The organism is Bacillus sp. PK3-067 (genome assembly GCF_056738645.1).
In genome coordinates this window covers 70,818-84,724 of record NZ_CP096491.1, presented here as the reverse complement: position 1 = coordinate 84,724, position 13,907 = coordinate 70,818, and the positions used below count along the sequence as shown (strand labels likewise).

Sequence of the window (13,907 nt, the reverse complement as noted above, 5' to 3'; positions counted from 1 at the left end):
TACAAAAAGTGGCTGAAACGATAATCCCCAGCCACTTTTTTATACGAACTATTATCAATTCACAGGCTACTAATCTACACCTCAATCTCAACAATTCCTAAATAATATATCTTAAGAATTGAAAACGTGAGGAGCTTAAATTATAAAAGTCCGATTACGTGACCAACTACCCCAACTACGAATAATGAAAGAATAATAACAATTGGGCTGACTTTTTTCTTCAACAACCACATGCAGAAGAATGTCAGAAGTAATGCAGCTAGACCAGGAATCAATTGATCTAAGTTATCTTGCAAGGTAGTTACTTTCGTAGGTGACAGTGCCATTCCTGAGTTTACTTGTTCAAAAGATTGACGAATCCCTTCACCATTTCCAGGAAGTTTGGCCCACTCAACATACGCACCTTTATCTAACTGAACTTCAGATACAACTGGCTTGAATTTAATTGATACCCACCGTTCCACCAAGGCTGCAAGTACAAACATACCAAGGATAGATGCACCTTTTGTAATATCTTGTAATAATCCACCTGAAAGATCATCAGTGATTTTAGAACCAGCTTTATAACCAAATTCTTGTGTATACCACATAAATCCCCAACGAACCAGATTCCAAGCTAAGAAGAAAAGGATTGGCCCAAGGATATTCCCCCCCATTGCTAATGATGCTCCTAAAGCACCTAACATCGGACGTAAAGTAAACCAAAATACCGGATCACCAACACCGGCTAAAGGACCCATCATCCCAACTTTAACCCCCTGAATTGCCACATCATCAACTTCTGCACCATTAGCACGTTCTTCTTCAAGTGCTAATGTAACTCCTAGAATTGGTGAAGCAATATAAGGATGTGTATTGAAGAATTCCAAGTGACGTTTTAATGCTGCTTTTCGATCTTCTTTTGATTTATATAACTTTTTAATCGCTGGAATCATCGAGAAGGCCCAACCACCATTTTGCATACGTTCATAGTTCCAAGAGCCCTGAATAAATGTAGATCGCCATGCAACGGCTAAACGATCTCTTTTTGTTAATTGTATTTTTTCTGCCATTTGTCTTCTCCTCCTCCTGAATTAATAATCGTTTAAGATATCGTCAAGCGGGTCACCAGAGTTACCTCCACCACCATTTGAAGAACCACCCATTTTAGAAAGACTCAAATAAATAAGAGCTAAAGCCACACCCAATGCACCAAGAGCAATAAGTGTTAATTGAGAGATCGCAGCTATTACGAAACCGATAATGAAGAATGGCCATACTTCTTTTGTTGCCATCATATTAATAACTAATGCATAACCAACAGCAACAACCATTCCGCCACCAATAGCCATCCCATCAGTTAACCATGCAGGCATTGATTCCAAAAATCCTTGAACGCTTTGTGCAGGGATAAATAAAAGTGCTCCGGCAGGAATCGCAATTCGGATACCTTGTAAACACACCGCAGCGATGTGCAACACTTCAATTTTTTTTATATTTCCTTCTTCAGCTGCCGTATCCATCATGTGTACAATAGGAACAGCAAGTGTACGAACAATCATTGTTAAGAAAAGTCCTGCTACTGCAAGTGGTACTGCTACTGCGATTGCTGATGCAACACCACTAACACCTTGTCCACCTAATACTAAAATGATTGCTGATGCAACTGATGCCAATGCAGCATCTGGCGCTACGGCTGCTCCAATATTTGCCCATCCAAGTGCAATCATTTGAAGTGTACCGCCAAGAACTATACCAGCCTCCAGGTTACCTGTTACTAAACCGATTAGTGTACATGCCACTAGTGGTTGATGGAATTGAAATTCATCTAATATTCCTTCCATACCGGCTAGAAATGCAATTAGTATCACTAAAATTATTTCTATAGTAGACATTATGATCCCCCATTTCATTTAAATTTGCTATGTAACTACGATAATTCAACCTTCGCTTTTTTTAGAATATCTTCCATGTTTGCACGAGAATCATTAGGTACTTTACGTACATCAAAATGAATGCCTTTTGCTTTCATTTTCTCGAAAGCCTCAACATCTTCTCTTCCCATAGAAAGAACCTTATTAACAACAACCTTTCCAGTTGAATGAGCCATAGAACCAACGTTAACTTCTTTAATATCCACACCACCCTCTATAACTCTCAGGACATCTAGTGGGTTTTCAAATAATACCAGTGCATTGGTATTACCAAAACGGGGATCTTTTTCAACTTCAATCATTTTGCTGATTGGAATAACATTGGCCTTAACCCCTGGTGGTGCCGCCTGTTCGATTAATTTTTTACGAAGATCGTCTTTAGACACTGCATCCGAAACTACGATAATACGATTTGGTTGTGTAGACTTTGTCCATGCAGTCGCTACCTGACCATGCAATAAACGAGAATCCACACGGATTAAAACGAACTTGATTTTCCCATCACCAACTACTGTACCGGGAGCTAGTCTGCCTTTTGCTTTTCCATCTTTAGCAACTGCAATATCAGTATTTTCTTTGGGTTCCAGCTCTTCAGGTTTAATTCTGACCCCTTCCTTCGCTGTTTTAACGATATGTGCTGCGATTTCTTGAGCAGACGTAATTGATAAACGGGATGCATAAGCTTCAATCACCATAGGTAAGTTCAAACCAGCAACGATTGCCCAATTGTCTTTGTGCCCTTCATACAAGCCATTAGCTTGATTGAATGGAGTACCGCCCCATAGATCGACTAAAAATAATACCTCATCTTGATTATCAAAAGATGCAATTGCTGCTTCCATTTTTGCTCTCAAATCGTCTGGCCCTTCGTTTGGCATTAAGGTAACTGCCTTAACGTTCTCTTGATCTCCAAAAATCATTGCGCCAGATTGTAAAATGCCTTCAGCAAATTGACCATGGCTTGCTAGGATAATTCCTACCATCTCTCTACCTCCTAAATATTTCATCCTAATTTTTTCTGAATTGACGCAACCAACACAACTTTTCTTCTTCATTTCATCAATCTTTAACTATTAAAAACTAACTTTTTCTATCTTTGAGAAAACCACCTCCTAGGCTATTTAAATCTCACTTCTTTTATAAAATTTTCTTTACTACTAAAAATCAGTTTGTGAATCTCCAATTCATCATTTTTCAAATCATTACTTAAAACACATAATTTCTTAAGTAAAAGGTTCATAATCTTATAAAATAACCCACTATAAGAAAACGCTTTCAAAATATAAAAAAACATACCGTTGAAAATCATTGTTTCAAATACACTTACTCTAAACCTAAACAACTATAAATAGACTGAATTGCGTCAAACCAAAATAGGAGTAAAACTCCATTTGCGAATTGCCTCATTGATAAGGAAAGCGTTTATCTCGAAAAACATGATTATCAATGCAAACGAACATGACAGAAAACAATTTAAAGTTCTTTCGAATGATAAAAATACCATGTAAGTTTTTATTACGCATATGTTACTTACCAAAAGTTCAATAGAATGACAGAGTATACACATTGCTCCTTTTCCCAACTAAAGAAAAGCACTGTTATTCGTATAATGAAATCGATTCCATTTACTAAAAACATTGCCGTTCTATCTGATAAGATGATTTATATCGCCTGCATATAAAATAGCAAACAAAAAAACAATAACCCCTTCTTACGAGTCAGAAGTTGGCTAAAGATAGCTATCTAGAAAACAGTTTATAGTTGGAGACAGAAATTTGATAAAAGAGTCGATTCGTCGCAAAAGAATATTTGGCATTGGTGTTTTTGATCTTGGTTAGATTGGATATTTGCTCAACTTTAAAGAGAGTATGTATCAAATAATAATATTATTTGTAAAAAAACACATGAATATAACAAGATAAAAGCAGCTCGTTTATCAGTTCTCAAAAAAATAAAACCAATATCATCCTCTACAACCGTTATATATTCATTATATCCATTGTGAACTTTTTCACAATGGATATAAATTGAACATTTTATGAATAAAAAAATTCCACATTATAAGAAATATATAGTGATTTTTTTAGCATACATTTTTTACTTAAATACCCCTTTGCATTATATGATCGATAGTAAACGGGGTTAACTAATTAATTTCTAATTGAAGTTTAATATATTAATTGCTTAATAAATCAATTGAAAACATATAGCTCCTATGATTCCTCCTATGGTACTACCAATTATGGGAATCCATGCGTATCCCCAATTCGAAGAGCCTTTATTACATATTGGTAAGATTTGATGTGCTAGTCTTGGGCCAAAATCTCGAGCTGGATTTAAAGCAAATCCAGTTGTTCCACCAAGAGATAAACCTATAGATACTATTAGCGCTCCTATTATTATTGGAAGTAGTCCATCTGTAACTTTATTATGACTTATAGCTAAAATTGAAAATACAAATACCGCAGTGCCAATAATTTCACTTAACAAATTGGAAGGCCAACTTTTTATTGCAGGGCTTGTAGAAAACACCGATAATATAATTTCTTGATTTTTAGTTTCTTTCCAATGCGGGAAATACTGGAGCCAGACAAATATTGAACCTAAAAAAGCCCCAATCAACTGTGCACCAATATAGGAAGGAACTTCACTCCAAGGAAATACCCCTATACAAGCAAAAGCAATTGTAACTGCAGGATTCAACTGTGCACCACTTATGTTATCTACTATATATATAGCGAATGAAACTGCTAATCCCCAGCCAAGAGTAATTGCAACCCATCCGGAATTTTGTGCTTTGGATTTTTTCAGCAAAGTACCTGCTACAACGCCGTTCCCTAATAAAATAAGAACCAAGGTTCCAATTAATTCCCCCATAAATGGAGACATATTTATGACCCCCTTTGTTATTTCAAAAACCATTGTATAAACACAAGGGCATCATCAGCATCTTCCCCATCAAGAAGTACATGAATTTCTGTTCCTCTTTTTACTGCTAAATCGATTAATTGAAGAGTACTTTTTGCATTAACTCTTTTACCTTTAAATATAAACTGAACCGAACAATCATAATCCCTTAAGCCATCTACAATTTCACTTGCTGATTTTGCATGAATTCCATCCTTACGAGTTACAATTAATTTTCTTTCGATTCTCATAAGATTAGCTCCTTTTATATTTTTATAATGGTTTTCGCTTCAAGTACAGCCTTAAATCTTATATATTTCTTCTAATATTTTGCCAATCCCTAATTCAACAACTGCTACGTAGGCCCCTCTATTCATGGTGAATCTGCTATTTTGATTTAATCACTCTTAATTAGAGCGCCTCCCAAATTTAGGAATACAATTACAACTCATTCGTTATAAATAGCCTCTTGAATTTATCTAACGCTTCAACCTCCTTCATCGTTATCTACTCCTCCTACAGAAACTATTAAAACACTGGAACTTAATTGGACGAGTAAAGCTTTTAAATCTCTTAACTAGTAGATAACCATTAGAAACTAAAGCTATTCCTGCATTACTCATCATAATTGCTCCCTAAGTTCATTAACAATTTCTTTTTCACCTATAAGAGATAAACATAGAGTTTCAAAGATAATAAAAGATGAGACTGCTCCTGGATCTAAATGACCAATAGACCTTTCTCCTAGAAAAGAAGCACGTCCTTTTTTAGCTAATAATGGCTTAGTTTTTTCCATTTGTTCTCTTGCAAAAATGATAAGACCAATAGGTTTTATTTTTTCTCCATTTCTTTGGATATACTTCAAAACAGGATCCCAAACATCAAGCATTGTTTTATCTCCTATCTGAGTTTTTCCTCTTAGACAGATGCCATCTACAGATTCTTGAAAAGCAATCCCCAATTCATTGATTGTAATTTTATTTTTCCCTTTCAAGACACTACCAGCCCTTAAAAATGCTGTTCCATATAAAGGCCCTGATGCACCGCCAACCTTTGAAATAAGTATCATTCCAATATCATGAAATACATTTCCAATATCATCATAAGCTGTATATGATATCTTTTTTTCAACCTCTTTAAACCCTCTATTCATATTAATACCATGATCTCCATCACCTATAAATTGATCAAGTTGCGTTAGATTTTTTTTTTGATACTCAAGTTGTTTTGCAGTGAGTTGCATCCAATTGATGATATGTCTTGGTGTAATATACATGTTGGCCCTCCTATTGTACACGCCAGTTAGTCGTATTTGCTGGATCATTAAGCAAAGCAGTTAATTGTTCATCTAGTTTTAATAAAGTAATAGAAAAGCCGGCCATATCAATCGCTGTCATGTATTCCCCAACATATGTTTTACAGATATCGATACCAATTTTGTTTAATATTGTGTTAATCATTTTATTTAAAATATATAATTCCATTAACGGCGTTCCACCTAAGCCGTTTACCATTACTGCAACTTTGTCACCAATTTTCAATTGCATATCACTTAAAATATGCTCTAAAAGGAGTTCAGCCATTTCATTGGCTGCTATCATACTAATACGATGTGTTCCAGGTTCACCGTGAATGCCTATACCAACCTCTACTTCATTTTCACCAATTTTATAACCGACTGTATCAGATCCAGGTATAGTACACGTTGTTAATGCCATTCCCATACTACGTATATTAGCAATTACTTTATTTGCAACATCTTCAACTTCTTTAAGCGATGCACCTTTCTCAGCCATTGCTCCAGCTATTTTATGTACAAATATTGTTCCAGAAATTCCTCTTCTTCTCATAGTGTGTGAACTATTATTAATAGCAATATCATCATTAACAATGACTGTAGCAATCGGGATTCCCTGTGCTTCAGCCATTTCAGCAGCCATTTCAAAATTCATTATGTCTCCTGAGTAGTTTTTTACAATTAACAAAACCCCACTTCCAGTATGAACCTTTTGAATCGCTTTCAAAATCTGGTCTGGTGTAGGAGAAGTAAAAATTTCGCCCATTACAGCAGCATCAAGCATCCCTTTACCAACAAATCCTATATGCGCTGGTTCATGGCCACTCCCGCCTCCGCTGACAATTGCCACTTTTCCTTGAAATGGACTATTAGCTCGAATAATTATATTTGTTTCAGCCATATTTTGTAGTTTATCAGAATGTGCAAACAACATTCCGTCAATCATATCCCTAACTACTTTTTCTGGATTATTAATAATTTTTTTCATGGCATCTATTCCTTTCCATTAGTCGCCGCTAGTACCCTAACAATTAATTTTCTAGTTTTATTCCCTCCTACAATTCCCTTTTATTATAAAAAACTATAATGATTTCACTTGGACATTTAGCTTTAAGCCTCCAATTTCATCTAAAAAGATTGTTCCAATGTTTGCTTGCTCAAATTTCCCTTTCCTCATGTGAAATGTTCCAGTGAATACTCCTTTTTCATGCTCAAATAGCTCACTTTCAATTAAATTAGGGGAGATAGCCGCACAATTTACTAGAATAAACGACTTATCTTTTCTGAAACCAGCTTTATGGATAACTTTAGCTATACATTCTTCTCCTGTTTCACTTTCTCCAGTAATAAGAATCGTAGAATCTAATTCTGTCACTTTATTCGCAACAAAGAGCGTCTTCATTAAAGTGGCACTATAACTAATAATGTCTGGAAAAGAGTTGTTTAGTTTTTTATATTTCGACAATTCACTTTCTAAATACGTTATTCTTTTCAAGAGTCAATTGGTCTAATAATGATTGTGTTTCATAAATAGATTCATCGTAAAAAGTATTCCGCTCAATTTTGCTATAAATGTAGCTACGGCTCGGGCATGCGGACCATTTGTAGTATGAATATTAATTTCAATCCTTTGTATCATAAGAACCTATTCTATAATAATAAATGCATAAAAATACATAAAATTCAACCAGTGAATTTTATGTATTTTTATTTTCATTATTAAAACTCTAACTATAATATAATAAGATTTTTTATACAAAACCTGATAATATAGGTTTTAAATACTATTTTTCCCATTTTATCTTTCTTAAGAAATAGTATTTTATTTTTGATAATCATAACACTATCTTTTAATCCGTCATATAACAGACGAAAAATATACATAAAATATTCATAATTCTGTACTCAGAATTTTGATAACATTAGATTCAAGGCTAGATTTTCAGCTTACTTACAAAAAAATCAAGGAGTGATTATCATGGAACGTATCCTAATTAGCCCGCAAAAATATATTCAGGGAAGAAATGTAATTGAAAAAATTGGAGAGTATGTAAAACCTCTAGGAACCAATTTATTAGTTATTGCAGATGAATGTGTTTGGCATCTTGTTGGTGAAAAAGTTATGGAAAGCTTTCATAAACAAAATCTAAGCTTTGAAAAAGTCGGTTTTAATGGTGAAAGTTCTGAAAATGAAATTACAAGAATTGAGAAAATAGGAAAAGAATTTGGTGCTGATGTAATCATTGGTATTGGTGGTGGTAAATCAGTAGACACAGCAAAAGCGGTAGGAGAAATGCTTTCGGCCAAAGTTGTAAGCGTTCCCACTATTGCCTCAACAGATGCACCAACCAGTTCTCTTTCTGTTATTTACTCTGATGATGGAGTATTTGAGAAATACAAATTTTATTTAAAAAATCCGGATATTATTTTAGTAGATTCCCAAGTCATTGCACAAGCTCCATCCAGATTTTTAGCTGCTGGGATTGGAGACGGAATGGCTACATGGATTGAAGCTAAAGCAAATTTAGAATCACGAAAACCCGCTATGGCTGGAGGACTCTCTACCCTAGCAGCTGCTAAGATTGCAGAACTCTGTTGGGATACCTTATTTCAATATGGAGAAGCTGCTATTTTAGCAGTTAAACAAAAAACTGTTACTCCAGCAGTTGAAGCCGTAATAGAGGCAAACACCTTGCTTAGTGGCCTTGGATTTGAAAGTGTGGGGTTAGCTGCAGCTCATGCCATCCATAATGGTTTTACTGTTTTACATGATAAGACTCATGATTTGATGCATGGAGAAAAGGTTGCATTTGGCACATTAGTACAAATGGCATTGGAATCTTGGACAACTGAAGAACTATATAACTACATTGATTTCTGTATCAAGCTTGGCTTACCTACTACACTTGAAGATCTGAACCTAGGTGATGCAAGTAAAGAAGAATTGATGAAAGTGGCTGAGGCTGCCTGTCAAGATGGTGAAACTATACATAATATGCCATTTGAAATTTCACCAGAAATGGTTTTTGATGCAATTATTGCTGCTGATGCTTATGCTACTGAGTATAAATTAAAAAAATCAGTTCAAAATTACAATCCCAAAAATTAATTAAGTGTATATTACACATTATTTAATTTTGTATGTGTCCTTTTAAGAATTTAGCAAAATTACAATACTATATATTAAAAACTAAATAAGCATTAAAATTGTATATCATGAAATAATCTGAAGACTTCATCCAACATATAAGAGCACGAAATATTTAAATGAATCCTAGCATTATGTCAAAAATAATTTTGCAACTGAATTTTCACACCAAAGATAAATATAGAAATAAAAAAAACCTCTTTTTTATGAGGTTTTTTTCTAGTCCTATACTTTTGAGAATAAAATAAGCTGTTTTATTATAAACAATAGGTTAGCAACACTAATCTTAACATATAAAAACAAAAAATCTATGTGTCAATTTTTCAAACATCCTATAGTTTTTATGAGAAGACTAAAAAGATATAATTCATAAAAAATGTAGGAGAATTAATGGACTTAATTTATGCTGTTTCCAGTTTACCTACTCAACTAAAGTAAGAAAATTTTAGAAAACCTAAAAAAATAATCTCATTTTATTACTAAAAAATACAACAAATCATTTAGATTTAGTAATAAAAGTAGTTATTCTTGTACTCAAGATAAAAATTTTTCAGCCAAACTAGATTACTAGAATCGACACTTTTGTGTACATTTATATTACTTCTAGCTCACTATTCATCCCCACCTTACAAAAATGGTATATATATATACATTTTAATTAGATTTCCTGTAGTTTATGAGAAGAAATATATTGTTTTTGAATGAATATTATTATATTTCCCTCTAATTTGTTTCATTTTTTGTAAGTTGTTATCCTACTAAATGAGGGTAATCATCACGTATAAAAATATCAGTATCGGAAGTTACGGCAATAATTCTTCATAATATATATTAAAAGAATTTTAATAATGCCTAATATAATTTCTTTTTTTTTATTATAAATTAGAAGTGAGGAGATATTATTATGATTAGAAAAAAACATCCATTTTGTACTCTAGCAAAAACAGCTGTTGCATTAACTATGATTATTCCTACATCCCAAGCCATTAACCATACGTTTGCCTACGCTCAAGAAAATATAGTGAATGCTCAACAACAAGTAGCGCCATTTTGGAATAAAAATAAAGATTATCCAGGTGAATCTTACGTTACATATGAAGGTAAGATTTATCATTCTGTATATTGGGTAAATGCAGGCACATTACCTACCCAACAATTTAGCGGTTGGGAATTATATACTGGTTCAGAATATATACCTGACAATAGTGATCCAAATGATTTATTTGGTGAAGGAATAACTTGGCCAACTCATGTCTTTGCACCATATGTAGATAACGGCATGAATCCTCAAAATCTATTAAAATATGCCCAAGAAACAAATACTAGTTTCTTCACGCTTTCGTTTATAGTGGCTGATAAAAATGGAAATCCAGTATGGGGAGGAAGTCATACCCCTATTGGAGATGGTAACTTAGATGATCAAATTAAACAAATTAGAAAAATAGGTGGCGATGTTAAAGTATCTTTTGGTGGAGCAAATGCTGGTAATATACCTGGATTAGGTGCAGATCTTGCCGCAGCTATTACAGATGTGAATAAATTAAAAGATGCTTATAAAAGTGTAATTAACACATTACATTTAACACACATGGATTTTGATATTGAAGGCGTCTTAGTTGCTCACCCAGAATCTATCGAAAGAAGATCAAAAGCAATTGCGTTATTACAAAAGGAATTAAAAGCTGAAGGTAAAGATGTAAAAATTGGTTATACCTTACCAGTAATGCCATATGGCCTAACTAATGATGGACTAAATGTGATTCAAAGCGCTATAAAACATGATGTAGATTTAAATTCAGTTAATATTATGACTATGGATTACGGACAACAAAACCAACAAATGGGACAAGCTGCGATAGATGCTATTAATAGCTTGCATGGACAATTAACTAATTTATATAAAGGTACTATTAAAGATTCTGACATTTGGAAAATGATTGCTGTTACACCTATGATAGGAAAAAACGATACTCAAAATGAAACTTTCACATTAAATAATGCAAAAGAATTGTTCCAATTTGCCAAAGAAAAAGGGATTGGGGAAATTAGTATGTGGTCAGTGTATCGTGATAAAAAAGCTACTGAAAGTTGGCAAATCGGTCAGGCAACTGGAGATGCTTCTGGATTACCCGATGTAGACGACGGTGCCTTTTCTAAACTATTTTCTGCTTTTAATAGTAGTACTGAAATTGACGTAATCGCTCCAACAGCTCCTTCTAACCTACGCTCTGTTAGTAAAACAACAACAACTGTTGAGCTACAGTGGGAGGCTTCCACAGATAATATTGGTGTGAAAGAATATGAAGTTTATCGTGATGGAAAAAAAGTAGGAACAACAAAAACAACACGTTATGAAGATGCGGGATTACAAGCCAATACAAAATATAATTATACAATTAAAGCTACAGATGCAGCAGGAAATAAGTCAAAAAGTAGCAATGAAATTTCAGTTACAACAAAGGAAGAGAATCCAGAACAAATAGCTCCAACAGCTCCAACAGGATTACAAGCATCAGAAACTACTACAAACAGTGTTCATTTAATATGGGAAAAATCCATAAGTAATGTTGGTATAAAAGAATATGAGATTTATCGTAACGGTACGAAAATAGCTACAAGTCCTTCAACTTACTATACAGATGAAAATTTACTGGCTAGTACAGAATATAGATATATGGTAAAAGCTATAGATACTCAAGGAAAAGTTTCAGTTGCGAGTAATGAAATCAAAATCACAACAAAAGATACCCCCTCTTCTGAGTATAAGGCATGGGATTCGTATGCTGCATATAAAAAAGGAGATAGAGTAGAACATCAAGGTAAAATTTATGAAGCAGTTCAAAGTTATCAAGGATACGGTGATCCAAATTGGATTTTCTCATTAGCTTTATGGAAAGTAATTAAATAAACCGTAATACTATTAAATAAAAGACATCTTTCTTTTCAGATTGATGTCTTTTATGAATTGAAAATTATATTTTACAAATCTATTCTTTCATTTGCCCTAGACTATATATTTTCTATAGGTAATTCTTATTTTACATTACTATGATTTGATTAAGCATCATATTTTCTAAGTTAAGACAGAGTTTACATTTTTAATAGTTCGGACGAAAGTCCTAACATTAAAATCTATTTAACTATATATACAATTAAAGAAGGTTGTAAGATGCAGACGAACACTAACACTATAGAGGACATCTATCAGGAGATATTAGATGGAAAAAGAAATAGATTTCCACCAAATACTTGGAAATTAGATGGAAATAATCAATTGGCCAGAAGAGTAACAAAGTATTTAGTAACAAAAATTTTGAATTGGAATCAAGAAGAGATAAAACAGAATTGGAATAACAAATTGATTGCAAAGTATCGATTACGTGGTGTATTGAAGCACAAATATAATAATAGTCCATATGCGATGATTAATGATTTATATCCGAATCAATTTAAAGAATGGGAATTTAGAATGACACCATTAAATTTTTGGACGAAAGAAAAGGCCCTACAATTATTAAAATGGTTAATTGAAGAAAAGGAGAAATTACCACCACAAAAACTCTTACAAATTTATGGGCAAAAATGGTTAATTGAACATCGACTAAGTGCACCTCTAAGGGTGATTTGGAATGGAAGCCCGTATGCGATGATTAATGATTTATATCCAAATCGATTTAAAGAATGGGAATTTAATAAGGCTCCTAATAAGTTTTGGACGAAAGAAAAAACATTACAAGCACTAAAATGGACAATTGAAGAAAAAGAAAAATTAAATCTGGATCAATTGAAGAATATATATGAAAATAAATGGTTAGCCCAATCAGGATTGCGTGGAGCCTGTCAATTATATTGGAATGATAGTCCATATGCAATGATTAATGATTTATATCCAAATCAATTTAAAGAATGGGAATTTAAGATGACACCAAGTGGTTTTTGGACGAGAGAAAAAGCGCTAGATGCATTACGGTGGACAATTGAAGAAAAAGAAAAGCTGACAGATAATCAATTATTACAGCAATACACAATGCAGTGGCTTAAAAGTCATAGACTATGGACACCTGTAGTAAGATACTGGAATGGAAGCCCATATGCAATGATTAATGATTTATATCCAAATAAATATATAAAAAGTTCATTCAGAGGATATATAAATAAAGCTTAATATTATTAGACATAACTTAATTAAAATGAAAGCTTAACTTGATAAACAGCAAACTATATTTTCTTGATGGGAGAAATATCTAATAACTAATTGGCACGATTAATAACAATAGAAAAACAGTAAAAAATGCTACTGGTTTAAAAATGAATTTAAGGTTTTAGAGGAGGATATTTATGCAAGCAAAAAAAATTCTATTTATTTTTAAAGTGATTAGGCTATTAGCGATAGTTATCTTATTTCTTCTCTTTTATTTTACACATCAATTATCTTATCTCTACTTTTCAATTCCTTTCATTCTTGAAAGGTTCACTAGAAATATTTTAAAAAACAAAGTTTTATAGATGAAAACAAGCTAGAAACTTCAGCAATGAAGCAATAGTTTGTTTTTATCTATCCTTAACCCCCATTTTCACATATTTATTACTCCTTTTCATATGTCTTACAAGTCATTAATATAATTCCACCATTTAATCTCCT

General features: G+C 33.1%; 11 protein-coding genes. 3 read left to right on the top strand and 8 right to left on the bottom strand.

The genetic code is table 11. The annotated features are described in order from the left end of the window. Positions 1–140: 140 nt before the first annotated feature. The 8 genes from M1D73_RS28205 to M1D73_RS28170 form a co-directional block, all read right to left on the bottom strand. Entirely contained in the window at positions 141–1,052 is a 912-nt protein-coding gene (locus tag M1D73_RS28205) for a PTS system mannose/fructose/sorbose family transporter subunit IID (RefSeq protein WP_086401860.1), read from the bottom strand. Between the two features lie 21 nt (positions 1,053–1,073). Continuing rightward, positions 1,074–1,874: a PTS mannose/fructose/sorbose transporter subunit IIC gene (locus M1D73_RS28200; protein WP_000103758.1), complete on the bottom strand. Its 801-nt coding sequence runs from the start codon at positions 1,872–1,874 to the stop codon at positions 1,074–1,076. A 35-nt stretch (positions 1,875–1,909) separates the two neighbouring features. Then, positions 1,910–2,896 carry a mannose/fructose/sorbose PTS transporter subunit IIA gene (locus tag M1D73_RS28195; RefSeq protein WP_086401859.1) on the bottom strand — a complete coding sequence of 329 codons (987 nt, stop codon included), beginning with the start codon at positions 2,894–2,896 and terminating at the stop codon, positions 1,910–1,912. Positions 2,897–4,097: 1,201 nt separating this feature from the next. Beyond that, positions 4,098–4,802 (bottom strand): MIP/aquaporin family protein, encoded by a 705-nt coding sequence (locus tag M1D73_RS28190; protein WP_243341271.1) that lies wholly within the window; start codon positions 4,800–4,802, stop codon positions 4,098–4,100. A gap of 17 nt (positions 4,803–4,819) precedes the next feature. Further along, positions 4,820–5,071, bottom strand: coding sequence for an HPr family phosphocarrier protein (locus M1D73_RS28185; RefSeq protein WP_086401856.1), 252 nt, complete (start codon positions 5,069–5,071; stop codon positions 4,820–4,822). Positions 5,072–5,442: 371 nt separating this feature from the next. Continuing rightward, positions 5,443–6,096 (bottom strand): dihydroxyacetone kinase subunit DhaL, encoded by a 654-nt coding sequence (gene dhaL, locus M1D73_RS28180; RefSeq protein ID WP_086401855.1) that lies wholly within the window; start codon positions 6,094–6,096, stop codon positions 5,443–5,445. Between the two features lie 10 nt (positions 6,097–6,106). Further along, complete coding sequence (gene dhaK, locus M1D73_RS28175) at positions 6,107–7,105, bottom strand: dihydroxyacetone kinase subunit DhaK (protein ID WP_086401854.1); 999 nt, start codon at positions 7,103–7,105, stop codon at positions 6,107–6,109. Between the two features lie 93 nt (positions 7,106–7,198). Continuing rightward, positions 7,199–7,582: a sigma 54-interacting transcriptional regulator gene (locus M1D73_RS28170; protein WP_086401853.1), complete on the bottom strand. Its 384-nt coding sequence runs from the start codon at positions 7,580–7,582 to the stop codon at positions 7,199–7,201. A 513-nt stretch (positions 7,583–8,095) separates the two neighbouring features. On the opposite strand from M1D73_RS28170, the gene M1D73_RS28165 reads away from it, so the two are divergent. From M1D73_RS28165 to M1D73_RS28155, 3 genes are all read left to right on the top strand, one after another. Continuing rightward, positions 8,096–9,226, top strand: a complete 1,131-nt coding sequence (locus tag M1D73_RS28165) for a glycerol dehydrogenase (protein ID WP_166572516.1) — start codon at positions 8,096–8,098, stop codon at positions 9,224–9,226. Positions 9,227–10,169: 943 nt separating this feature from the next. Beyond that, the gene (locus M1D73_RS28160; RefSeq protein ID WP_086401851.1) at positions 10,170–12,173 is read left to right on the top strand and encodes a fibronectin type III domain-containing protein; all 2,004 of its coding nucleotides are present in this window, start codon (positions 10,170–10,172) and stop codon (positions 12,171–12,173) included. A gap of 261 nt (positions 12,174–12,434) precedes the next feature. Further along, positions 12,435–13,430: a DUF4046 domain-containing protein gene (locus M1D73_RS28155; RefSeq protein ID WP_086401850.1), complete on the top strand. Its 996-nt coding sequence runs from the start codon at positions 12,435–12,437 to the stop codon at positions 13,428–13,430. Positions 13,431–13,907 lie beyond the last annotated feature (477 nt).

Bases quoted from the DNA above. Each gene is read 5' to 3' on its own strand.
- M1D73_RS28185 (WP_086401856.1), bottom strand. From the start codon at position 5,071: ATGAGAATCGAAAGAAAATTAATTGTAACTCGTAAGGATGGAATTCAT.
- M1D73_RS28190 (WP_243341271.1), bottom strand. From the start codon at position 4,802: ATGTCTCCATTTATGGGGGAATTAATTGGAACCTTGGTTCTTATTTTA.
- M1D73_RS28205 (WP_086401860.1), bottom strand. From the start codon at position 1,052: ATGGCAGAAAAAATACAATTAACAAAAAGAGATCGTTTAGCCGTTGCA.
- M1D73_RS28155 (WP_086401850.1), top strand. From the start codon at position 12,435: ATGCAGACGAACACTAACACTATAGAGGACATCTATCAGGAGATATTA.
- M1D73_RS28165 (WP_166572516.1), top strand. From the start codon at position 8,096: ATGGAACGTATCCTAATTAGCCCGCAAAAATATATTCAGGGAAGAAAT.
- M1D73_RS28195 (WP_086401859.1), bottom strand. From the start codon at position 2,896: ATGGTAGGAATTATCCTAGCAAGCCATGGTCAATTTGCTGAAGGCATT.
- M1D73_RS28200 (WP_000103758.1), bottom strand. From the start codon at position 1,874: ATGTCTACTATAGAAATAATTTTAGTGATACTAATTGCATTTCTAGCC.
- dhaK (WP_086401854.1), bottom strand. From the start codon at position 7,105: ATGAAAAAAATTATTAATAATCCAGAAAAAGTAGTTAGGGATATGATT.
- dhaL (WP_086401855.1), bottom strand. From the start codon at position 6,096: ATGTATATTACACCAAGACATATCATCAATTGGATGCAACTCACTGCA.
- M1D73_RS28160 (WP_086401851.1), top strand. From the start codon at position 10,170: ATGATTAGAAAAAAACATCCATTTTGTACTCTAGCAAAAACAGCTGTT.